Origin of the sequence: Cobetia sp. 10Alg 146 (genome assembly GCF_029846385.1) — a bacterium.
GTDB lineage: Bacteria > Pseudomonadota > Gammaproteobacteria > Pseudomonadales > Halomonadaceae > Cobetia > Cobetia marina.
In genome coordinates this window covers 127,933-149,143 of the sequence record NZ_JARWKT010000004.1, presented here as the reverse complement: position 1 = coordinate 149,143, position 21,211 = coordinate 127,933, and the positions used below count along the sequence as shown (strand labels likewise).

General features: G+C 62.7%; 19 protein-coding genes. 14 read left to right on the top strand and 5 right to left on the bottom strand.

What is annotated here, in order from left to right:
• The first annotated feature begins 352 nt into the window (after positions 1-352).
• From QD172_RS08925 to QD172_RS08900, 6 genes are all read left to right on the top strand, one after another.
• The gene (locus QD172_RS08925; RefSeq protein ID WP_136937949.1) at positions 353-1,282 is read left to right on the top strand and encodes a LysR family transcriptional regulator; all 930 of its coding nucleotides are present in this window, start codon (positions 353-355) and stop codon (positions 1,280-1,282) included.
• 125 nt (positions 1,283-1,407) lie between these two features.
• Positions 1,408-2,283 (top strand): MBL fold metallo-hydrolase, encoded by an 876-nt coding sequence (locus QD172_RS08920; RefSeq protein WP_279855533.1) that lies wholly within the window; start codon positions 1,408-1,410, stop codon positions 2,281-2,283.
• A 376-nt stretch (positions 2,284-2,659) separates the two neighbouring features.
• Positions 2,660-3,688 carry a TRAP transporter substrate-binding protein DctP gene (gene dctP, locus QD172_RS08915; RefSeq protein WP_279855532.1) on the top strand — a complete coding sequence of 343 codons (1,029 nt, stop codon included), beginning with the start codon at positions 2,660-2,662 and terminating at the stop codon, positions 3,686-3,688.
• Between the two features lie 184 nt (positions 3,689-3,872).
• Positions 3,873-4,448 carry a TRAP transporter small permease gene (locus QD172_RS08910; RefSeq protein WP_279855531.1) on the top strand — a complete coding sequence of 192 codons (576 nt, stop codon included), beginning with the start codon at positions 3,873-3,875 and terminating at the stop codon, positions 4,446-4,448.
• The gene (locus QD172_RS08905) at positions 4,445-5,722 is read left to right on the top strand and encodes a TRAP transporter large permease (protein WP_077377007.1); all 1,278 of its coding nucleotides are present in this window, start codon (positions 4,445-4,447) and stop codon (positions 5,720-5,722) included. The genes QD172_RS08910 and QD172_RS08905 overlap by 4 nt, the downstream gene beginning before the upstream one ends.
• Positions 5,723-5,728: 6 nt before the next feature.
• Positions 5,729-6,490 (top strand): M15 family metallopeptidase, encoded by a 762-nt coding sequence (locus QD172_RS08900; RefSeq protein WP_279855529.1) that lies wholly within the window; start codon positions 5,729-5,731, stop codon positions 6,488-6,490.
• Between the two features lie 113 nt (positions 6,491-6,603).
• On the opposite strand, the gene QD172_RS08895 is transcribed toward QD172_RS08900, so the two are convergent.
• Positions 6,604-7,881 (bottom strand): Zn-dependent hydrolase, encoded by a 1,278-nt coding sequence (locus QD172_RS08895; RefSeq protein ID WP_279855528.1) that lies wholly within the window; start codon positions 7,879-7,881, stop codon positions 6,604-6,606.
• A gap of 49 nt (positions 7,882-7,930) precedes the next feature.
• Positions 7,931-8,767, bottom strand: a complete 837-nt coding sequence (locus QD172_RS08890) for an FCD domain-containing protein (protein WP_279855527.1) — start codon at positions 8,765-8,767, stop codon at positions 7,931-7,933.
• A 230-nt stretch (positions 8,768-8,997) separates the two neighbouring features.
• Here QD172_RS08890 and QD172_RS08885 point away from each other — a divergent pair, with 230 nt between their 5' ends.
• Complete coding sequence (locus tag QD172_RS08885; RefSeq protein ID WP_279855526.1) at positions 8,998-10,419, top strand: FAD-dependent oxidoreductase; 1,422 nt, start codon at positions 8,998-9,000, stop codon at positions 10,417-10,419.
• Positions 10,420-10,541: 122 nt separating this feature from the next.
• Here the strand turns inward: QD172_RS08885 and QD172_RS08880 are convergent, their stop codons facing one another.
• Positions 10,542-11,714 (bottom strand): alpha-hydroxy acid oxidase, encoded by a 1,173-nt coding sequence (locus tag QD172_RS08880; RefSeq protein WP_077376993.1) that lies wholly within the window; start codon positions 11,712-11,714, stop codon positions 10,542-10,544.
• Positions 11,715-11,962: 248 nt separating this feature from the next.
• Between QD172_RS08880 and bla the strand changes: the two genes are divergently transcribed.
• The 6 genes from bla (at position 11,963) to QD172_RS08850 (ending at position 18,456) form a co-directional block, all read left to right on the top strand.
• Positions 11,963-13,012, top strand: coding sequence for a class A beta-lactamase (gene bla, locus QD172_RS08875; RefSeq protein WP_279855525.1), 1,050 nt, complete (start codon positions 11,963-11,965; stop codon positions 13,010-13,012).
• 240 nt (positions 13,013-13,252) lie between these two features.
• Complete coding sequence (locus QD172_RS08870) at positions 13,253-14,359, top strand: NADH:flavin oxidoreductase/NADH oxidase (protein WP_279855524.1); 1,107 nt, start codon at positions 13,253-13,255, stop codon at positions 14,357-14,359.
• 303 nt (positions 14,360-14,662) lie between these two features.
• Positions 14,663-15,619 (top strand): NAD(P)-dependent oxidoreductase, encoded by a 957-nt coding sequence (locus QD172_RS08865; RefSeq protein ID WP_279855523.1) that lies wholly within the window; start codon positions 14,663-14,665, stop codon positions 15,617-15,619.
• 141 nt (positions 15,620-15,760) lie between these two features.
• On the top strand, positions 15,761-16,510 hold the full coding sequence (locus QD172_RS08860) for a class II aldolase/adducin family protein (protein ID WP_279855522.1): 750 nt from the start codon (positions 15,761-15,763) through the stop codon (positions 16,508-16,510).
• Between the two features lie 84 nt (positions 16,511-16,594).
• Complete coding sequence (locus QD172_RS08855) at positions 16,595-17,269, top strand: TetR family transcriptional regulator C-terminal domain-containing protein (RefSeq protein ID WP_279855521.1); 675 nt, start codon at positions 16,595-16,597, stop codon at positions 17,267-17,269.
• Between the two features lie 2 nt (positions 17,270-17,271).
• Entirely contained in the window at positions 17,272-18,456 is a 1,185-nt protein-coding gene (locus QD172_RS08850; RefSeq protein WP_279855520.1) for a pyridoxal phosphate-dependent aminotransferase, read from the top strand.
• Between the two features lie 108 nt (positions 18,457-18,564).
• Here the strand turns inward: QD172_RS08850 and QD172_RS08845 are convergent, their stop codons facing one another.
• Together QD172_RS08845 and QD172_RS08840 are read right to left on the bottom strand one after the other, a co-directional pair.
• Positions 18,565-18,783, bottom strand: a complete 219-nt coding sequence (locus QD172_RS08845; protein ID WP_279855519.1) for a TIGR02450 family Trp-rich protein — start codon at positions 18,781-18,783, stop codon at positions 18,565-18,567.
• 88 nt (positions 18,784-18,871) lie between these two features.
• Positions 18,872-19,789: a helix-turn-helix transcriptional regulator gene (locus tag QD172_RS08840; protein ID WP_176503712.1), complete on the bottom strand. Its 918-nt coding sequence runs from the start codon at positions 19,787-19,789 to the stop codon at positions 18,872-18,874.
• 156 nt (positions 19,790-19,945) lie between these two features.
• Here QD172_RS08840 and QD172_RS08835 point away from each other — a divergent pair, with 156 nt between their 5' ends.
• Positions 19,946-21,190: an MFS transporter gene (locus QD172_RS08835; RefSeq protein ID WP_077376950.1), complete on the top strand. Its 1,245-nt coding sequence runs from the start codon at positions 19,946-19,948 to the stop codon at positions 21,188-21,190.
• Positions 21,191-21,211 lie beyond the last annotated feature (21 nt).

Below are 21,211 nucleotides of genomic sequence, written 5' to 3'. Positions count from 1 at the left end.
AAAGGAAATGATGATGCAGTCTAGCGTGCGAGTTGTCAGCCTGGTGATGCTGAGTGCCCTTTTCGTAGCAGGGTGCAGTTATACACCGGCGCGGATCGATGCCGAGCCAATCATCGAGATCGGTGATGGACACCATGACCACAAGCGGGGAGGCGGTGACTTCTGCCCGCCGGGGCAGGCCAAGAAAGGTAACTGCTGATCACGTCGAACCAGAAGGAGCCGCTCATGCGGCTCCTTTTTCGTTGTCGATCGCTTCCCGATATGGGCCTCTGGAGTCGCTCGGTCTGCAAGGATATCCTGCGTGATCCGAGTCTTGCCTCTTCCTCCACTGCTGCTGGCAGGTACTGTCTCCATGCTCAATCCTAAGGCGCTGACGGCGCTGAATGAAATCATCCGCCGGGGCTCACTGCGCCGAGCGGCGCGACATCTGAATCTCGACCCTTCAGCGGTGAGCCGCCAGATCAAGCAGCTGGAAGAAGAGGTGGGTGTCGCGCTGTGCGAGCGCAGCGAGACGGGCATGCGCGCTACCCAGGCCGGGGTGTTGCTGCTGGATCATTTCCATCGTCAGCAGGCGGCGGAGGCCGCAGCGCTCTCGCAGCTGAGTGCCCTGCAGGGGCTGCGTAGCGGTGAGGTGAGAATCGCGGTGGGCGAGGGCTTCATCGCCGATCTGATCTCGCTGCCCTTGCAGAGCTTCATGGCGCGTCATCCCGGTATCGAAGTCGTGGTGCGCATGGCGGGGGTGAATGAGGCGACCGAGCTGTTGCGCGACTTCGAGGTGGATATCGCGCTTCTCTACGCCCCGCCGGTAGACCCGATTCTCTGCTGTCATGTGGAGACCTGCCAGCCGTTGGACCTGATCGTGCCGGCGGCACATCCGCTGCTCGAGATCGGCAAGCCATTGACGCTCGCACAGGTGGCGGATTGGCCACTGGCATTGATCGACGAGTGCACCGGCATGCGCCAGATGGTGAATCAGGCGGCGCAGCAGGAGCGGGTCTCACTGCGTGCGCAATTGCGCACCAATTCCGTCTCGGTGCTCAAGAACTTCGTGCGCTCGGGAATCGGTGTCACCTTCATGCCCGAGCTCAGCGTGGTGGAGGAGTTGCGGCGTGGCGATATCTGCCTGTTGCCGATGCAGCATCCGGCCCTGGCACAGACCCGCGCGCAGATGTGTACGCGGCGCGGGCGTGAGATGACGGTGGCCGTCGAGGCCTGCCTTACCCACCTGCAGCAGGGATTGCGGTTCTTCACCGCAGACGCGCCGCGTCTGCTCGGCAAGTGACACCCGCTGGACAGCGCCACGAGTGGGTCAATCCTCGGCGCATCCAGTCTTGACGGCTTCTCGTATCAGAGTCTGGGCATAGTGATATCTCACGACAACAACACCTGATGCGAGGATTTCCTCCGATGCTGAGCCCCCTCAAGACACTACTGGCGCTGGCAGCGCTTCCTTTCAGTCTGCAGGCCCAAGCCTATGAGATAGAACCTCTCGGAGAGGGGCTCTATCGCTTCATCGATGATCGCCATCGCTCCGTGTTCATGATCACCGATCAGGGCGCGCTGGTGACGGACCCGATGAATCACGCCGCAGCGAGCTGGTTGAACAACGAGATCAAGCAGCGCTTCGACACTCCGGTTCGCTATGTGGTGTATAGCCACAACCACAGTGATCACATCTATGGCGGCGAGGTCTTCGACACGCCGGATACCACCTTCATCGCGCACCGGCTGGCAGCTCAGGATATCGCCAGCACCCGGGCGAAGGCCGTACCGCCGGATCTCGTCTTCGAGGATGAAATGACCTTGCGACTGGGCGGCAAGGAAGTCCAGCTGCGCTATCACGGCCCGAATGACGGGCGGGGGTCGATCAGCATGTACTTCAAGGACCACGCCACGATGTTCGTGGTCGACTGGATCGTCATCGGACGCATGCCGTGGCAGAAGCTCTGGAGCTATGACATCCAGGGCATGATCAACTCGACGCGTGAAGTGCTGGAATATGACTTCGACACCTTCGTTGGCGGGCATGCCGAGATCGGTGATCACGCCGATGTCGAACGCTACCTGACCTATCTGGAGTCACTGTATTCTCAGGTGACGGAGGGCATTCTCGCCGGCAAGTCACTGGAGCAGATCCAGCAGGAGGTCGATCTCTCCGAGTACAGTGATCTGGCTCAGTATGAGGAGTGGGTCGGCCTCAATATCGAGGGCGTGCATGAGCGCCTGATGGAAGAGTCCGGCATGGGCTGGCGCAGTGATCTCAAGGAAGAGCATACCCACTGACGATGTAGCGCCGCGATCAGCACTGCTTCGCTCAACACTGCCTCGTTCAGCACGGCCTCGCCGTGTCATTGAAATGGCCCCGAAAACTCCGGTTTTCGGGGCCATTCTGGTCTTTGGGTACGTCAGGTCTTGGGGTACGTCAGGTCTTTGGATATGTCAGGTCTGTGGGAACGCCAAGCCAGAGATGGGCTTGTCAGGTCCAATGGGTGTGGACGAAAAAACAACACTCGCACGATTGATTAGTCTACAGCGACAACGCTACTTTCGACGTGTGAGGGTAACGCCCACCACCTGGCTGGCCACAGTGCCATATCCCCGGGACGGCGTTTCTCCCGCCGCATACCACCGATATCTACAAAAACAAAAGGGAATCCACATGTCCTTGTCCAAGACATCTCTGCTGCGCAAGACGCTTACCGGTTCCACTCTGGCGCTCAGCCTGCTGGCGGCCAGCGTGCAGGCCCAGACCATCAATCTCAGCTACAACGGCGCACCGGATGCCGACAAGAATGCCGTGCACGTCTTTGCCAGCAACCTGAAGACGCTGGTGGAAGAGAAGACTGATGGTGAGCTGGAGCTCAAGCTCTACCCCAACAGCATGTTGGGAGAGGAGCAGGAGCGCATGGAGCAGGTCATCAGCGCACCGAGCCTGAACATCGCCTCCTTCGCGGGCATGGCCCCCATCGTGCCGGAAGTCTATGTCAGCGCCACGCCGTTCATGTTCGACGGCTTTGATGAGGCGCGTCGTTTCTTCGATGAAGGTCAGTACTGGCAGCAGGTGCAGCAACTGTTCAGTGAGCGCACCAATGGCGCCGAAATTCTGGCCGTCGTGGAGGAAGGGGGCTTTCTGGCCTTTACCAATGACAAGCGTCCGATCACCAGCCCGGATGACTTCGAGGGGCTTCGCTTCCGCGCGATGGACCCGAGTCAGGTAGCGCTCTACGAGGCCTTCGGCGCCTCGGGCACGCCGATTCCGTGGACGGAAGTCTACATGGCGCTGCGCACCGGGGTGGCGGATGGTCAGATGAACCCGCCGATGTACATCCTGCTGGGCAGCCTGCAGGAAGTGCAGAAGTACCTGACGCTGGCCAACATCCAGTACTCGGATCAGTTCCTGGTCGCCAATGGTCAGCTGCTCGAGAGCCTGTCGGACGAAGAGCGCACCGCACTGCTCGAGTCAGTCAAGGAAGCCAATGCCCAGGCCCGTCAGGACAACCAGAGCCAGGTCGAGTCACGCATCGCATCGCTTGAAGAGCAGGGCATGGAAGTGATCCGCCCGAGCGAGGCAGACCTCGAGGCGTTTCGCAGCAAGGGCCAGCCGGCCTACCTCGAGTGGCTCAAGAGTCAGGACATCGCACCAGAGCTGATCGATACCGCGATGAAGGATGCCGGTCTCTCTTCATGAGGGGCATGTGAGGCGCGCGGTTTCCACAGCGCTCAAGTGCCCGGGCGCCTCTCGACGTCAGCGCCTCTCGACGTGAGAGAGCCCTGGGCCTGATGAGCTGATGGTGCAGTTCCCTCGATGCCCGGGCAATGTCGTCCGGGCATCGGGGCTCTGATTCTCCCTCCTTTCTGGTGGATTGCGGTAAATGACTTCCATGACTCCTTCACGACTGTCTTCCTTCAGGGAAGGCCTGCTGCATGCCTGTGGCCGCGTGACGCTGGCGCTCGCGGCGATGCTGCTGGCTTCCACGGTGCTGATCATGCTCTACGGCGTGGTGATGCGCTATGTACTGGGCGGCGCGCCCATCTGGGTCGATGAGCTGACCCGCTATCTCATCATCGCCAGTGTCATGCTGGCGATCGGCGTCGTCTGGGCAGAAGGGGCACACATGCGCGTGGCGCTGCTGGAACGGCGTCTGCCTCCGCGCATGGCCAGGGGGCTGATCCATTACCAATGGTGGCTGACGCTCGTATTGATGACGGGCGCGACCTGGATGACCTGGCACTACGCCATGTCGGCGAGCATGTTCCGCACCATGGGGCTGGGCATCAGCCGCAGCGTGCCGATGCTGTCGATGCCGATCGGTTTCGCGTTGATCACGGCCCAGGTGCTGTTGCATGGCCCACGGCCGCTGAGATCCCAGACACTGGAGATCGCACCGGACGAGGAGGCCGCCGACCTTCCGGCGCATGATGACAAGACAGGAGGGCCGCGCACATGATCTGGGCAATGCTGGCCATCTTCGTGGTGCACGTCCTGCTGGGCCTGCCGCTGTTTCTCTCCCTGCTCGCCACCGCCGTGACCGGCTTTCTGTTCATCGATATCTCGATGCTGGAACGTCTCGGACCACAGCAGTTCTTCGGTGGCATCAATGCTTTCTCGCTGATGGCGATTCCGCTGTTCATCCTTGCCGGCAACCTGATGAACATCAGTGGTCTGACCGAGCGCCTGATGCGCCTGGCGCGGCTGATGGTCGGGCATCTGCGCGGTGGCATGGGTCACGTGAATGTCGTCTCCAGCGTCTTCTTCGCCGGCGTCAATGGCTCGGCGGTCGCCGATACCTCCGCGCTCGGCTCGCTGCTGGTGCCCGCCATGCGCAAGGAAGGCTATTCGACGTCCTTCGCCGCAGGCCTGACCGCAGGCAGCTCGTTGATCGGGCCGATCATACCGCCCAGTATCTTCATGATCCTCTACGCCTCGCTGACCAATACCTCCGTGGGCAGCCTGTTCCTGGCCGGGGTCGTGCCCGGACTGGTATTGGCGGTGGCGTTCATGGCGATGAATGCCTGGTATGCCCGTCGGCATGGCCTGCAGGCGCGCGGTCAGGCACCGGCACGCAGTGAAGTGATCTCGGCAATCATCGGCGCGCTGCCGGCACTGGTCGCGCCGGTGATCATCGTCTCCGGTATCGTGCTGGGCATCGTGACCCCGACGGAATCCGGCGCCTTGATCGTCGCTTACGTGCTGCTCTGCGGGTTGTGTCAGGGGCCGCTCAAGCTTGTCGAGGTATGGGGTGCCATCAAGGATACGGCGCGTCTGACCAGTGCCATCTTCGTGATCATGGCGGTGTCGTCCATCGTCAGCTGGCTGCTGTCCTATGCCCAGGTGCCCAATCAGTTCGTGGCCCTGCTGACGCCCTACATCGACAGCCCGATCCTGATCCTGTTGCTGCTCAGTGCCATCACCTTCGTCACCGGCATGTTCATGGAAGAGGTCTCGGCGCTGATGCTGCTGACACCGATCTTCGTGCCCGTGGCCATGGCCGCCGGCATCGACCCCGTGCATCTGGGTGTCATCATCACGCTCAATATCACCATCGCGCTGATCACGCCGCCGATGGGGGCCTGCGTCTTCGTGGCCGCCGCGGTCAGCAAGCTCGAGATCACCTCACTGTTTCGCACCATCTGGCCCTTCGTGCTGGTGGCAGTCGCGGTACTGCTGATGCTGATCGTCTTCCCGCCCTTAACTCTGTGGTTGCCGACCCTGTCTGGATAACACCTCATGACGTCATCACTGACTTTTACGCCTCCTGCCATCCCGAGTCATGACGAGCCGGATTGGTCGCAGGTGACCTGCATTCCCGTGAAGGGCTGTGACAGTCCTCTGGTGCCGACCAGCCTCGGGCCGTCATGCCTGAAGGTCTATCCCGCCTACGCACGCCTCGGCATTCCCGGGGCGGTCAATGAATGTCTGGTGCGGCGTGCGGTGTATCAGCGTCTGCTGCAGGCCGCACGCGCCTTGCCGGAAGGGCTGTCGCTGGTAGTGATGGATGGCTGGCGACCCTGGCGGGTACAGCAGTATCTGTTCGAGACGCTGTATCAGTCGCTCAAGACGTATGACCCCTCGCTTTGCGAGGCCCAGCTGCTGGCGCGTACGCGGGAATTCGTCTCCTTGCCCAGTCGTGATCCTGACGCGCCGAGCCCGCACCTCACCGGCGGTGCCGTGGATGTCACGATCTGCGATGCCGATGGCTTGCTGCTCGAGATGGGGACGCTGTTCGATGAGGCGACACCTGAGTCCCACGCGGACTATTTCGAACGTCATCCGCCTGGCGCAGACACGCCCCAGGCTGCGGCACGCGACAACCGGCGGCTGCTCTATCACGTCATGACCCAGGCCGGTTTCACCAACCTGCCCAGCGAATGGTGGCACTTCGACTTCGGGGATCAGCTCTGGGCCTGGTACCGCGGCGAGCCCGAGGCACTCTTCGGTCCGGCGGAGATGGACAGTATCGAGAGTCTCTGGAAGCGGTCTCTGCAATAGCGACTCATGGCGGGTCGCACGGATAGGCCATGCTCAGCGCCAGACACAAGACGCCCCGCTCGATGACCTCTCGAGCGGGGCGTCTTGTCATCCTGTGGGAGGGGAATCACGCCTCAGCTGACGATCTCGGCCTGATCCAGCATGGCGTGGAAGAGCACGTTGCAGCCGGCGTGCAGGTCCTTGGGGGCGGCGTTCTCGATCTCGTTGTGGCTGATACCGCCTTCGCAGGGCACGAAGATCATGCCGGCGGGGGCGATACGGCCCATGAAGATGGCGTCGTGACCGGCGCCGCTGACGATGTCGAGATGCGAGTAGCCGAGCTGGCTGGCGGCATTGCGCACCGCGTTCACGCAGTTGTCGGCGAAGTGCTCGGGGACGAAGTCGGCGGTAGGGGTGAGCTCATAGGTCAGACGATGTCGCTGACCGACGGCTTCGACGACTTCTTTCAGCTCGGCGACCATCGCGGTGAGGGAGTCGGGCTCCAGCGAACGCAGGTCGATGGTCATGTTGACCTGACCCGGGATGACGTTGCGAGAGCCCGGATGGACCTGCATCACGCCCACGGTGCCGCGACCGTGCGGTGCGTGATCGATGGCGATGCGGTTGACGGCGACGGTGATCTCGGCCGCCCCGAGCATGGCGTCCTGGCGCAGCGACATGGGCGTGGGGCCCGCATGGGCTTCCTGACCGGTCAGCGACAGATCGAACCAGCGCTGGCCCAGTGCGCCCATCACCACGCCGATGGTGGTCTCTTCATCTTCCAGAATCGGGCCCTGCTCGATATGGCTCTCGAAGAAGGCGCGCACGTTCTCGCGGGGGATCTCATCGCTGCCCCGATAGCCGATGGCATCCAGCGCTTCGCCGGCGGTCACGCCATCCGTGTCCTTCTGAGCCAGCATCTCGTGCAATGACAACTGGCCGGTATGCACGCCGGACCCCATCATGCAGGGCGCAAAGCGACAGCCTTCCTCGTTGGTCCAGACCACCACCTCTACCGGGCAGCGGGTCTTGATGTCGTGCTGATTGAGGCTGCGCAGCACTTCCAGTCCCGCCATCACCCCGAAGCAGCCATCGAACTTGCCGCCCGTGGGCTGGGTATCGATGTGGCTGCCGGTCATTACCGCCGGGGCGTCCGGATCGGTGCCGGCGCGGCGCGCGAAGATGTTGCCGATGGCATCGATACGGATCGTGCAGCCTTCGGCCTTGCACCACTCGATGAAGAGATCGCGCGCCTGGCGGTCCAGTTCGGTCAGCGCCTGGCGGTTGACGCCGCCCTTGGGCGTGGCGCCCAGCTCGGCCAGGGTCATCAGGGATTGCCACAGGCGATCACTGTCGGTGCGCAGCTCGCTCAGGGTGCTGACGGGGGAGGTATCCATCTGGGCAGTGGTCATCGATTTCCTTCCTCTCGTGAATATTGTTCTTGTGATGTGTCGTGCGGTGTCAGGCTCTGCTGTCGGCCATCAGCTGCGCCGGAGTGACGAGCAGCTGGTCGGCCATTTCCACCTCGAGGGCCGTCATATGGTGCTCGGCATCCTGCATGTGCTCCGTCATGAGCTGACGGACCTGTTCGTGATCCTGCTGGCGGAACGCCGTGATCAGGCCGGTGTGGTAATGCTGATTGGCGGCATCGAACTGCTTGCGCTCCGGGAGATAGGCCTTCTTGATGACGACAAGCTCGTGCAGCATGTCGTTGAGGAACTGGCACATGAAACTGAGCAGCGGGTTGGGGCAGGCACGCGCCAGTACCTGATGGAACTCGATTTCCAGAAAACGCTGGCGACGCTGGTCCTCGTCCTGTGGCTGATGGCAACTGCAGTCACTGACATTGTGCTCGAGCGCGACCAGATCCTCTTCGCTGAGCAGGCCCACCACCGATACCGCCATCTCGACTTCCAGCAGCCGGCGCAGCTGATAGACCTGGGCGCCACTGAGCGTCTTGAAGTGCAGGAAGCTTCTCAGCATGCGACTGGCGGGCTCCATGCTCGGCGCATTCAGCACGGCGCCGCCATTGGGGCCCGTCTTCAGCGTGATCAAGCCTTCGACTTCCAGAATCTTGAGGGCTTCACGCAGCGTGCCCTTGGCGCAGCCGTATTGCGCCATCAGCGCCTTCTCGTTGGGTAGCCGGTCACCTTCACGCAACCCGTCACGCACGATGCTGCGCCTCAGATCATCACTGATCAGCTCGGCCAGCTTCTGCCGCTTGGGCAGGTGGGTGCCGGAGGCGTTGGCACTGGTGCTGGCACGTGAAGTGTCCAGGGGGGAAGGCGATGTCGGCATGCGATGTCCTGAGCGGAGGCGAGTCATTCATATTTATTCGTATAAATAAGCTTTAGTCGCGGACTCGAGCGCTGTCAAACCCGCAATGTGAACGTGAGCGTCGCGAATTCGATCAAGGACATGACGCGTCGCACCAAAGGCTGCGCATTGGCGAAGTTCCGGGGGGCAGTCTTGAAAAGCGCCTGGTCTGACATAAGGTTTCTCTATTCGACCCCGCGAAAGGAGGCCCTATGGAAACGCATGACTCTCAGCGAACGCGTGACGCCGATATCGTCATCGTCGGTGGCGGTGCCGGTGGACTGGAACTGGCGGTCCGCCTGGCCAAGGCAGGCCACAAGGACGTGTTGCTGATCGATCGCGACACCAGTCACGTGTGGAAGCCGCGCCTGCATGAGATCGCGGCGGGGCTCGGACGGCGCCAGGTCGATGAGTTGGGGTATGCCGGTCTGGCGGAGCAGTGGGGATTTCGCTTCGAGTGCGGCACCCTCGAAGGCGTGGACCCTGAACAACGCCAGATCACCCTTGCGGCGATACCGGGCAGGGAAGATGACGCGACCGCCGAGGTGCCGGTCCGCGTCAGAGGTTATCGCCAGCTGGTACTGGCCCTGGGAGGGGTGACGCCTGACATGGGCGTCGAGGGCGTGCTGGAGCATGCCTGCCTGCTGGATTCCCCCGACGACGCCGAGCGCATCGCCCAGCAGTTCTCGCGTGGCCTGTTGGCCAATCATGTGGCGATGGAAACAGCACCGACAGGCGATGCTGGCGCGTCAACTACCCAGGATGGCGCTCTGGATGGTGACGGGAATGGTGCTCATGCGTCTCCGGGGCGACCGTATCAGGTGGTGATCGTCGGTTCCGGCGCCACTGGTGTCGAGCTGGCCGCTTACCTGCATGAGGCGCGTGGCATGCATGATGCCCCTGTGCCCAAGGGCGCGAAGGTCGAGATCACGATTCTCGAGGCCACCGAGACCTTCATGCCCGGTGTCTCACAGGAACTGCGCGAGTCGATCCATCAGCGACTCGAGGAGCAGGGCATCAAGATCGAACTGTCTCGTCAGGTCGCCAAGGTGTCCCCCGGCAGTGTCGAGATCAGTGAAGGCGACGAGTCGGTGACGCGTGACGCGGATCTGGTGGTCTGGGCAGCGGGTCGTGTGGGGCCTGCCATCGTCGAGGAGATCGAAGGTCTGGCCAGCAACAAGAAGCGTCAATGGAAGGTGACGCCCGGACTGCAATGCCTTGAGCAGGAAGCCATCTTCGCGCTGGGCGACTGTGCCTGCATCGATGAGGCACCCCTGCCACCCACGGCACAGGTGGCCAGCGAACAGGCCGAGTTCCTGGCGGAAGAACTGCCGCGTCGCCAGCAGGGCGAGGCGGCTCAGGCCTTCGTGTTCAAGGATCGCGGCACGCTGTTGTCGCTGGCCAGGGCGGGCAGCGTCGGTGAGCTCGGTGGCAAGCTCAGCGGCAAGCTGAGCCATGCACAAGGCAACGATGGGCATGAGGATCTGCAGGTGAGAGGGCGCTTTGCACGCGCGGCCTATCAAGGACTGCAGCGTCAGCATCAGTTCCTGCTGCTGGGGCCGCTCAAGGGCTCAGCCGAGGTGGTCAGTGACGTTCTGCGCCACGCCATGGGGCCACGACTCAAGGTGCATTGAGGCAAGCCCATGCAAGCCGGTGCGCTGGCCCGAGAGGGCTGCGTGCAAAGGAGGACAGGCCGACATGTGCCGTGGTGGATCCCACCGGCGCATGTCGGCCTGTCATCAAAGGCTCGTGTTTCTCACGAGCTTCTGGTCTGTGAACTGGCCACCGGATAGGTGCCGGGCCTGAGAATACGCGTGTCCACGTCATGGATATCCCGCAGTCCGCACAGGGCCAGCGTGGTATCGAGCTCCTTGTGGATGATCTCCAGGGTCTTCGTCACGCCTTGCTCGCCCATGGCGCCGAGTCCATACAGGAAGGCGCGTCCCAAGTAGACGCCCTTGGCGCCCATCGCCACCGCCTTGAGCACATCCTGGCCAGAGCGAATCCCGCCATCCATGTGGACCTCTGTCCTGTCGCCGACCGCCGCGAGAATGTCCGGCAGAGCGGAGATGGAGGAGGCCGCACCATCGAGCTGACGTCCACCGTGGTTGGAGACGATCACGGCATCGGCGCCTGCCTGAACGGCCATCTCGGCATCCTCCGGCTCCATGATGCCCTTGATGATCAACTTGCCGCCCCAGCGATCCTTGATCCATTTGATGTCATCCCAGCTCAGGCTGGGGTCGAACTGACTGGCGGTCCATTTCGACAGGGAGCTGAGGTTGTCGGCGTCCTTCACGTGACCGGCGATGTTGCCGAAGCTGTGGCGCTTCGTCTTCAGCATGCCGGCGCACCAGCGCCACTTGGTCGCCAGGTTTAGCGCGGTGGCCACGGTGGGGCGAGGAGGGACGCTCAGGCCATTGATCAGGTCCTTGTGGCGCTGGCCGATGATCTGCAGGTCAGCGGTGAGCACCAGCGCGGAACATTCCGCCGCCTTGGCGCGATCGATCAGCCGCCCGATGTAATCCTTGTCGCGCATCACGTAGAGCTGGAACCAGAAGGGGCGTGTGCTGACGGATGCGACATCCTCGATGGAGCAGATGCTCATGGTCGAGAGCGTGAAGGGCACGCCGAAGTCACTCGCCGCGCGCGCGGCCAGCATCTCGCCATCGGCATGCTGCATGCCGGTGAGGCCAGTGGGCGCGATCGCCACCGGCATGGCCACATCCTCTCCCAGCATCTGCGTGCGCAGGGTGCGATTGTCCATGTCGACCATCACCCGTTGACGCAGTCCGATGGCGGCAAAATCAGCCTCGTTGGCACGATAGGTGGTTTCCGTCCATGAGCCGGAGTCGGCATAGTCGTAGAACATCTTCGGCACACGGCGTTTCGCCAGGCGTTGCAGATCATTGATGCAGGTGATGGTCATGCAGAACTCCATCCAAGGAGAGAAGGCGGATCGTTCGAGGTCCAGGGACATCGCCAAGGGGATGCTGGGCTTACTGTCTCCGATGGATGGGGGGTTCACCATTGGCGATACGTCTATCTGTCGAGGACGCCTGTGCCATAGCATCATGGCAATGATGCAACCAACCTGCTGCACGACGTCTGCAGACGGACACGTTGACTGCGCGACCTGAGGTGTCAGGTAGCGCCCCCATGAAAGGTGATGGACCCATGAGATTTGCCTGTAGCGCCTCAGCCGATGGTCGGCGCCCGACAACGCCGCGCGATCCGGCCAGGCCCCATGGCGCGGCAAGGGCAAGAGTCCTGCGTCGTGGGCGTGACGCGATGCTGGCGTCCTGTCTGTCATGGCTGATGATCAGTCCGGCTCACGCAGCGTCCGTGGTCGCTTCCGAGGCGGAGCGCGAGGGACTTGTGGTCGCCAATCTGCAGGAAATAGAGCAGCGGGTCGGCGCGCGCCTTGGTGTGACAGTACTGGATACTGCCGATGGCAGACGTGTCAGCTGGCGGGGTGATGAGCGATTCCCCATGAGCAGCACCTTCAAGGTGCTGGCATGCGGCAATCTGCTCTCGCGGGTGGATGCCCGCCAGGAGTCGCTGTCACGCAAGGTGGAGATTCGCCCGGCGGATCTCGTGACCTATTCCCCCGTCACCGAACGTCAGGTGGAGGGCGATGGCATGACACTGGCGGCGTTGTGCCGGGCCACCATCACCACCAGCGACAATACCGCCGGCAATCTGATTCTCGATGCCATCGGTGGGCCTGTCGGGCTGACGAATTATCTGCGGACTCTGAAGGATGACAGCACACGTCTGGATCGTCGTGAAACGGCGCTCAATGAGGCCACTCCGGGAGATCCCCGTGATACCACCACTCCTGACGCGATGGCGTCCACCCTTCAGCGGCTGCTGCTGGGGGAGGCGCTGAGCGAGGCGTCGCGTCTCACGTTGCAGGGCTGGATGCTGGCCAATACCACGGGAAGTGACAAGCTGCGTGCCGCCTTGCCGGATGACTGGCAGATCGCTGACAAGACCGGGGGCGGGGGGCATGGCACCAACAATGATATCGCCATCATCTGGCCGCCGAATCACGCCCCGTTGATCGTGGCGGTCTATCTGACCGAGAGCGAGGCCGAGCGTGCGGTGCGTGACGCCGCGATTGCCGATGTCGGGCGTCTGCTGGTCTCCGAGGTACTGGCCATCGAGGGGCTGGCCATCGAAGGACTGGCCACCGAAGGTGTGGACACTCACGCTGACAATTGATCGCGTGATGGATGAGAGAACGTGCGTAAGGAGCGTGCCTGAGAAAGCCTGCGTGAAGCCTGGGCAACTCAGCGTTGCCGGCCCTGATGCCATCCTTTGCTTGTGACTCCTGCCTCTCGCCCGCATTGTGCCTGAACTGTATCCGCAATGGTTTGCCGGGGGAGATGGAACCCGTTCCCCCTGTCATGTCCGCTCATGAGCCTTGCCCAACCTATTCCTGCACGTGTCTGGAGGATATCCATGTCCACACTGTTTTCCCCGCTGAAGCTCGGCCCGCTCACGCTGGACAATCGCATCATCATTGCACCGATGTGCCAGTACTCCGCCCAGGATGGCCGGATGCAAGCCTGGCATGACCAGCATCTCGGCAACCTGGCCCAGTCAGGTGCCGGCCTGCTGATCTTCGAGGCCAGTGCCGTCTCCCCCGAAGGGCGTATCACCCATGGCGATGTGGGGCTCTTTGACGAGGCAACGCGTGACGCGATGCAAGGTGTCATCGAGCGTATCCGTCGTTATTCGCCGATGCCGTTGGCCGTGCAGATCGGTCACGCGGGCCGCAAGGCCTCATGCGAGAAGCCCTGGGAGGGCGGAACTGCCATTGCTCCGGGACAACCCAACGGCTGGCAGACTCTGGCACCCAGCGCGATTCCCTTCAGTGAAGGGGGGCCGCTTCCCGAGGCGATGAGCGCCGAGCAGATCGCCCAGACCATCGACGCCTTCGTGGAAGCGGCCCGGCGTGCCGTCGAGATCGGTCTCGACGGGATCGAGCTGCACGCGGCGCATGGTTATCTGCTGCATCAATTCCTGTCACCGTTGAGCAATCAGCGGGAGGACGACTATGGCGGTTCACTGGAGAATCGCATGCGGCTGACGCTTGAGGTGTTCGACGCCGTTCGCGCCGCGATTCCTGACGAGGTCATGCTGGGCATCCGGATCAGCGCGACGGACTGGGTCGAGGGCGGCTGGGATCTCGCACAGAGCATCGAACTCGCCAAGGCGCTTGACCGCCGTGGCTGCCACTATCTGCATGTCTCAAGCGGCGGGCTCAGCGAGCAGCAGCAGATTCCGGTGGAGCCCAACTATCAAGTCCCGCACGCCGAGGCCCTGAAGGCTCAGGTGGTCATGCCCGTCATCGCGGTCGGCTTGATCACCGAGCCACAGCAGGCGGAAGACCTGCTGGTGACAGAGCGTGCCGATGCCATCGCCCTGGCGCGCGGCATTCTCTATGACCCGCGCTGGCCCTGGCATGCGGCCGCCGCGCTGGGAGATACCGTCAAGGTCTCGCCCCAGTATCTGCGTTGCCAGCCGCATGGTCTGAAGTCATTGCTGGAGAATCAGCAGGACTGAAGTCCGTGAAAGGACATCGATGACTGACGCCCGCGTTCATGAGCCCTTGCTCGATGATCGCGGGCGTTCTTGTTTGCTCAATCCCCTTTGCTCAATCCCCCTGGCGGCGCGAAGCCTCGATTTGAGGGAGGAGAGTGGAGAGGCGTTTGCGCCTCTCCTTGTGGCTCAAGGCGGCGCTGCGCCAGCAGGGCGATGAAGGCTCGGGGGAGTACAGGACGGCTGGCAGTAATTATACGAGTGTGCAATAGTGACGGAAAATCCACCGCAACCCATTCGCTGCCAGTCGTGACACAAGGAGAGCCAATGCCAAGCCAAGCCCCGATTCTGGGTGTCTACCTGAGTGAATCCCTGGACCTGGACAGCCTCTACGGTGAGGCGCTGCGCCAGCTGGGCGAGGATGTCGTGCTGCAGAACCCGCATGAGATCGAAGACCCCACGGAGGTCGCGTTCGCCATCTGCTGGCAGCCGGGAGAAGACGCCTTCGCGCCGTACCCCAATCTCATGCTTGCCATGTCGATCGCGGCGGGGGTGGATGCTCTGCTTAGTCATCCGTGGCTGTCAGATGAGGTTCAGGTGGCACGGGTACGAGATCCGCATCAGGCATTTCTGATGGCCGGGTTTGCCGCGCATGAAGTGCTGCATCAAGAGCGCGAGTTTGCCGTCATGGCAGACAATGCCATGCGCCGTGAGTGGCAGCCCTTGCCGATGCGCGCGCCCGAGAAGGCGCAGGTGGCGGTGCTGGGCCACGGCAGCATGGGGCGCGCGGTGGTCACTTCGCTGTCGGCACTGGGATTCACGGTGACGGTCGCCTGTCGCAGCGAACCCGTCGCACCAGTGCAAGGCGTGCGCTATCTGACGGGCGACAATGCGGTGATGGCCGCGGCTCAGGGGGCGGATTACCTGATCAACATCCTGCCGCTGACTCCGGTCACCGAGAATGTGCTGAATGCGACCCTGTTCGCCCAGCTGCGGCCGGGGGCATGGCTTGTACAGATCGGCCGCGGCGAGCACCTGGTGGAAGCCGATCTCGATGCGGCACTGGCGTCCGGTCAGCTGGCGGGCGCGACGCTGGACGTCTTCCGTGAGGAGCCGTTGGCGCCCAATCATCGCTGGTGGCAGGACGCGCGCCTGCGCATCACGCCGCATGTCGCCAGTGACTCGCTCCCCGAGGTGGTGGCCGAGCAGGTGGTGGCCACGGCGCGCGAGTTGCGCGATGGCCTGCCGCTCACGTTGGGCGTGGATCGCCAGCGCGGCTATTGAGGCCCTGGTCTATTGAGGACCTTGGCTATTGTGGCCCTCGGCTATTGAGAACCGGAAGGTGGAGGCGTCAAGGCTTTTCAGGGCTCAGCCGAGCCTTTCTCGACCCCAGGCAGCGACATCTTGATCACAGGAGACAGCGACATGCAGACATCAACCATGAGTGACGCGGAATGGCAGGCACGCCTTGATCTGGCAGCCTGCTATCGGTTGGCGGCGCACCACCGCATGACCGACCTGATCTATACCCACATCACGGCGCGAGTGCCGGGTGAGGAAGGGCACTTCCTGATCAATCCCTATGGTTGGCGCTGGGAGGAGATCACCGCATCCTCGCTGGTCAAGATCGACGTCAACGGCGAGAAGGTCGATGACAGCGCCGCTCGGGTCAATCCAGCCGGCTTCACCATTCACTCGGCGATTCATGCGGCAAGCCACTCTGCCAGCTGGATCATGCATACCCATACGCGCGCCGGCGTGGCGGTATCGAGCCTGGAAGAAGGACTGCTGCCGCTGAATCAGATCGCCCTGCAGTTCCATGGTCGCGTCTCCTACCACGACTACGAAGGCATCGCGCTGGATCTGGATGAGCGCGAACGCATCGTGGCAAGCCTTGGCGACAATCCGGCGCTGATCCTGCGCAATCATGGCCTGCTGACCACGGGTGCCTCTGCCGCCGAGATGTTCAACAACATGTTCTACCTCGAGCGCAGCTGCGAGATTCAGGTCGCGACCCTGTCCATGGGCCAGCCGGTGCGCCGTCTCTCGCCCGAGATCTGTGCGCATGTGGTCGGCCAGTACGACATGGCCATCCATGAGGATGGCGATCTGGCACTGGAATGGGATTCCCACCTGCGTCTGCTGGAGAGCCTTGGCAGTGACTATCGTCGATAAGCCTTCCCTCGATGCGTGGCCGCTGTCACGTGAGAGTGAGGCAAGTGCGGCAATCCCGGCGTTGAGTGAAGGAGAGGGGCCCAGATGAGTCGCAAGGTGTTCCAGCGCCTTTCCCAGGATCAGCGTCGGCGCGACCTGCTGGAAGCCACGCTGAACTGTGTCGCGCAGCATGGTCTGGCCGGCGCCAGCGTGCGCCGCGTGGCGGAGGCAGCCGGTGTCTCCCCCGGGCTGATTCGCCACCATTTCGGTACCAAGGACGACATGGTGCGGGCCGCCTATGCCTACATGATGGGCCAGCTGACCTCCGATATCGCCGATGCCAGCCCGGCCAGTGATGAATCCTCGGCGTGTCGTCTGGCACGCTTCATCGCGGCAAGCCTCACCCAGCCCAATCTGGCCGCCCACAAGGTCTCCCTGTGGGCGACCTTCATCGGTCGGGTACGTCACGATGCCACCTACTCGGCGGTCCATCAGGAAACCTATCGCGAGTTTCTCGATCTGCTGCGGTTACTGATCCAACCCGTTCTGAGCGCCAATGATCAGCCCGCTGATGACGCCATCTGTGAGGAACAGGCGATCGCCCTCAATGGCTTGATCGATGGTCTGTGGCTGGAAGGTGGGCTGGAACATGGCCTCTATCCGGTCGAGCGCCTGCCCGCGATCGCGATACGGGCGGCAGAGGGCATCCTGCGGCTGCCCCACGGCACCTTGCTTGAGCATGTCGAGATGACAACAACATCCCCACCTCACAGGAGTTGAGCATGCGCTACGCCACCATCACCGAACGATTGAGCGAACTGGGCGGTGACAAATGGGCCGTCCACAGTGCCGCTCGTCAGCGAATTCTGGCGGGAGAACCGATCATCGAGCTGACCATCGGGGAACCCGACATCGCCACGCACCCGGCTCTGGTCGAGCGCTGTGTCGAGGCGCTGCGCGCCGGGCGTACCCGCTACTCCGATGGCCGTGGTGAACCGGGGCTGGTCGCGGCATTGGCCGAGCGCTACGCAGCGCGCATGCCCGAGATCAGCGCAGACAACGTGCTGTGTTTCCCCGGCACTCAGACGGCGCTGTTTGCGGTGATGCTGGCGCTGGTGGAAGAGGGATGCGGCGTACTGACCGGCGACCCCTATTACGCCACCTATGAAGGCGTGATCCGGGGTGCCGGCGGTGACCTGCAGCCGGTACCGCTGCGCATGGAGCATGGCTTCGTATTGCAGCCGGAAGATCTGGCCGCGGCCATCACGCCGCAGAGTCGCGTATTGCTGCTCAATACGCCGCACAATCCGACCGGGGCGGTCATGGACCGTGCGACGCTCGAGCGCATCGGTGAGCTGTGTCGCGAGCATGACCTGTGGATCGTCTGTGATGAGGTCTATGAAGCGCTGATCTTCGCGGGCGAATTCGTCTCGCCGCTGGAGATCGAGGCACTGCGTGAGCGCACCGTGGTGGTGTCCTCCATCTCCAAGAGCCATGCTGCCACCGGCTTTCGCAGTGGCTGGGCCATCGGCTCAGCGGAATTCTGCCGCCGGCTGTTGCCTGTCTCCGAGACCATGCTGTTCGGCAATCAGCCCTTCATCGCCGATATGACCGAGGCCGCGCTGCGCAGGGATTTCGATACCACCGAGCGACTGCGCGAGGCACTCGGGCGCCGCGCGCGCCTGGTCCATGAGGCGCTGGCGGCCATCCCGCTGCTGTCCTCCAGCCTGCCCCAGGGCGGCATGTTCCTGATGGTCGATGTCTCACGCACCGGCCTGGACGGTGAGCAGTTCGCCTGGCGGCTGCTGGAACGGCAGCAGGTCGCGGTAATGCCCGGCAGTGTCTTCGGCGACTGCGGAAGGCCACTGATACGTGTTGCCCTCACCGTGCCGGATGACACCCTGCTGGAAGCCGTGCAGCGCATGGCGACACTGTGTGATCAGCTGGAAGGGGAAGTCATCGTCTGAGGCGCGACTTCGGCCATGCACAGTCTTTCGCTCAATTTCGTGCAGGTTCACGCACAAACGCCGCTCATGAGCGGCGTTTGTGCGTTCAGCGATGCTCATTTCAGGAAATCATTTCCAGCCCATCTGCCAGACATCGTCCTGCTTCAGCTCATGCCAGCCCAGCACGTGATCGCGATGTGTCAGCACCGCCTGCAACACGACCTCGACCACATGCTCATCCTGATCATCACGAATCACGCGCGTGACGATGAAATGTCGCTCACGATTCCTGGGGGTCACGGCGGTCCATTTGCTCTGCAACAGCTTTTCGGGGTTGATGCGGTTCATGCAATGTCTCGTCGGTAAAAAGGAAAAGGGAAAATGAGGAACAGCGGAGGATATCTGAACTGGGGTAACGTGAGGATGAATCTGACCCTCAAGTCACTTCTTGAGGCCGCTCACTGCCCGAGCGGCGTTGCTCGCGCTCCTGCAGGTAGCGGGCAGGCGTGGTGCCGAGCAGCTTCTTGAACATGCTGATGAAGGCGTTGACGGACTGATAACCGACGTCTTCCGAGACGCGCTGCACGCTCATGCCCTCGGCCAGCAGGCGGATCGCCACCACCAGGTGGAGTTGCTGGCGCCAGCGGCTGAAGCTCAGGCCGGTGTCGCGCTGGATCAGGCGGGCGAGGGTGCGTTCGCTCATCGCCAGTTCGCTCGCCCACTCGGCCAGGGTGCGCCGATCATCCGGTGTCTTGATCAAGGCATCGCTGATGCGGGTCAGCCGCGGGTCTTCAGGCAAGGGCAGATGCAGACGTTCGCTGGGCATGCAGGCCAGTTCTTCCAGCAGGACATCGACCAGCCGCGCTGTCGGCCCCTGTTCAGGATATGGCTGGGGCAGCTCCGCCAGACGCAGCACCAGCTCACGCAGCAGGGGCGAGATCGACAGCGTACAGCTGTGACTCGGCATCTCGAGCGCTCCGGGCTCGATGAACAGGTGGCACACGCGGCCGCCACGGGTCAGGTGGTTGCTGTGGGGCAGGTTGCCGGGAATCCAGACGCCGCTGTGCGGCGGCACCATCCACAGCCCTTCCGGCACGCGGCTGGTCACGACGCCATGCAGGGCGATGACCAGCTGTCCCTTGCGATGCTGATGGATCGGGACTTCCATCACCTGTTGTCCGGTATCCACATGCAGGGCGCTGGCCGGAATCTCGTAGATGTCCGGGTCATGTTCGCAGACGCTGCTGGAGAAGGGCACGGAGGAGTGACCGCTGGCGACTCCCGACGATGAGGTTGCGTCTCGCGTGGCAAGGGAAATCGGCGTCGCGGAGGTCCTTGAGGAGGTGGCTGACATGTCGGCTCGCAGATTGTCTGATTTCAGGTATCTGATGTCATGATGGCTCAATTCTGCAGCGATATTGGCGATTACGCTATCGTTAATCTGCGCGGGAATTCACCTCTGATGTGTCGTCCCGCTATCTGTCCGTTCCAAGTTCGCTGCGAGCGTCTCATGACTGAACTCTGCCACTCTTCTCCTGTTCGGCGATTGAGCCATCCTGCCGTGTTGATCGCCGGCATCCTGATGATTGCCATGAATCTGCGTGCGCCCTTTACCAGTATCGCGCCGTTGCTTGAGCGTCTGCAGGCGGCGCTGGGCTTCAATGCCACGGCGGCAGGGTTGCTGATGATTCTGCCGCTGTTGGCGTTCGTCGTGGTGTCCCCCTGGGTACCCCGTCTCGCACGGCATGTGGGGCTTGAGCGCAGTGTCTTCCTTGCCTTGCTGGCGATCGCCGCCGGCATCGTGCTGCGGGTGCAGGGCAACACGCTGGCGCTCTATGTGGGGATCGCCTTGATCGGGGCGGGCATCGCGGTGGGCAATGTGCTGTTGCCCAGTCTGGTCAAACGCAGCTTTCCCCGACACATCGCGCTGCTGACCTCCTGCTATGTGCTGACCATGGGCATCATGGCCGCCATCGCCTCGGCGGTGATGGTGCCGCTGGCGCAGGATAGTGCGGATGGCTGGCAGTTCGCGATGCTCATCGTGGTCATCCTGCCAGTGGTGACGATGGTGGTGTGGTGGCCACAGTTGTCGCATCGCTCCCTACCGACGGCGGCGAAGGAAGCCGAGAAGGTAGCCGAGAAGGGTGCCGCGCGGCCGGTGCGTCAGGCAGCCGTGTGGCACTCGCCACTGGCCTGGCAGGTGACGCTTTTCATGGGGATCAATTCGCTGCTGTTCTATACCGTCAACAGCTGGCTGCCGAGCATGCTGGCGGACAATGGCTTCTCGCCGGAAAAGGCGGGCTCGCTGCACGGCCTGCTGCAGCTGGCTTCGGCCTTGCCGGGATTGATTCTGGTGCCCCTGATGCCGCGCCTGAAGGATCAACGCCTGATCGCCTTCGCGACGCCTTGCATGTCGCTGGCAGGGTTCATCGGGCTGTGGCTGATGCCGGGGTGGGCGCTGGTGTGGGTGCTGTTGCTGGGCGCGGGCTCCGGGGCCAGCTTCATTCTCGCCCTGTCGTTCATGGGACTCAGAGCGCGCGATGCCATGCAATCGGCGTCGCTGTCGAGCATGGCGCAGACCCTGGGCTACCTGCTCGCGGCCATGGGGCCGCCGTTGATCGGGGCGCTCTACGATCGGCAGGGTGACTGGCAGCTGGCATTGATGGTGTGTGCCTCCCTCAGTGTGCTGATGGCGGGAATCGGCTGGTTGGCGGGCAGGGACCGCCAGTTGCCTGAGGCGTCGGCATCTGAATAATGGAGCGTTGCCCTGAAGGGC

What these genes read in the sequence shown, in the direction of transcription:
- QD172_RS08925 (WP_136937949.1), top strand. Translation starts at nt 353, where the DNA reads ATGCTCAATCCTAAGGCGCTGACGGCGCTGAATGAAATCATCCGCCGG.
- QD172_RS08920 (WP_279855533.1), top strand. Translation starts at nt 1,408, where the DNA reads ATGCTGAGCCCCCTCAAGACACTACTGGCGCTGGCAGCGCTTCCTTTC.
- dctP (WP_279855532.1), top strand. Translation starts at nt 2,660, where the DNA reads ATGTCCTTGTCCAAGACATCTCTGCTGCGCAAGACGCTTACCGGTTCC.
- QD172_RS08910 (WP_279855531.1), top strand. Translation starts at nt 3,873, where the DNA reads ATGACTTCCATGACTCCTTCACGACTGTCTTCCTTCAGGGAAGGCCTG.
- QD172_RS08905 (WP_077377007.1), top strand. Translation starts at nt 4,445, where the DNA reads ATGATCTGGGCAATGCTGGCCATCTTCGTGGTGCACGTCCTGCTGGGC.
- QD172_RS08900 (WP_279855529.1), top strand. Translation starts at nt 5,729, where the DNA reads ATGACGTCATCACTGACTTTTACGCCTCCTGCCATCCCGAGTCATGAC.
- QD172_RS08895 (WP_279855528.1), bottom strand. Translation starts at nt 7,881, where the DNA reads ATGACCACTGCCCAGATGGATACCTCCCCCGTCAGCACCCTGAGCGAG.
- QD172_RS08890 (WP_279855527.1), bottom strand. Translation starts at nt 8,767, where the DNA reads ATGCCGACATCGCCTTCCCCCCTGGACACTTCACGTGCCAGCACCAGT.
- QD172_RS08885 (WP_279855526.1), top strand. Translation starts at nt 8,998, where the DNA reads ATGGAAACGCATGACTCTCAGCGAACGCGTGACGCCGATATCGTCATC.
- QD172_RS08880 (WP_077376993.1), bottom strand. Translation starts at nt 11,714, where the DNA reads ATGACCATCACCTGCATCAATGATCTGCAACGCCTGGCGAAACGCCGT.
- bla (WP_279855525.1), top strand. Translation starts at nt 11,963, where the DNA reads ATGAGATTTGCCTGTAGCGCCTCAGCCGATGGTCGGCGCCCGACAACG.
- QD172_RS08870 (WP_279855524.1), top strand. Translation starts at nt 13,253, where the DNA reads ATGTCCACACTGTTTTCCCCGCTGAAGCTCGGCCCGCTCACGCTGGAC.
- QD172_RS08865 (WP_279855523.1), top strand. Translation starts at nt 14,663, where the DNA reads ATGCCAAGCCAAGCCCCGATTCTGGGTGTCTACCTGAGTGAATCCCTG.
- QD172_RS08860 (WP_279855522.1), top strand. Translation starts at nt 15,761, where the DNA reads ATGCAGACATCAACCATGAGTGACGCGGAATGGCAGGCACGCCTTGAT.
- QD172_RS08855 (WP_279855521.1), top strand. Translation starts at nt 16,595, where the DNA reads ATGAGTCGCAAGGTGTTCCAGCGCCTTTCCCAGGATCAGCGTCGGCGC.
- QD172_RS08850 (WP_279855520.1), top strand. Translation starts at nt 17,272, where the DNA reads ATGCGCTACGCCACCATCACCGAACGATTGAGCGAACTGGGCGGTGAC.
- QD172_RS08845 (WP_279855519.1), bottom strand. Translation starts at nt 18,783, where the DNA reads ATGAACCGCATCAACCCCGAAAAGCTGTTGCAGAGCAAATGGACCGCC.
- QD172_RS08840 (WP_176503712.1), bottom strand. Translation starts at nt 19,789, where the DNA reads ATGTCAGCCACCTCCTCAAGGACCTCCGCGACGCCGATTTCCCTTGCC.
- QD172_RS08835 (WP_077376950.1), top strand. Translation starts at nt 19,946, where the DNA reads ATGACTGAACTCTGCCACTCTTCTCCTGTTCGGCGATTGAGCCATCCT.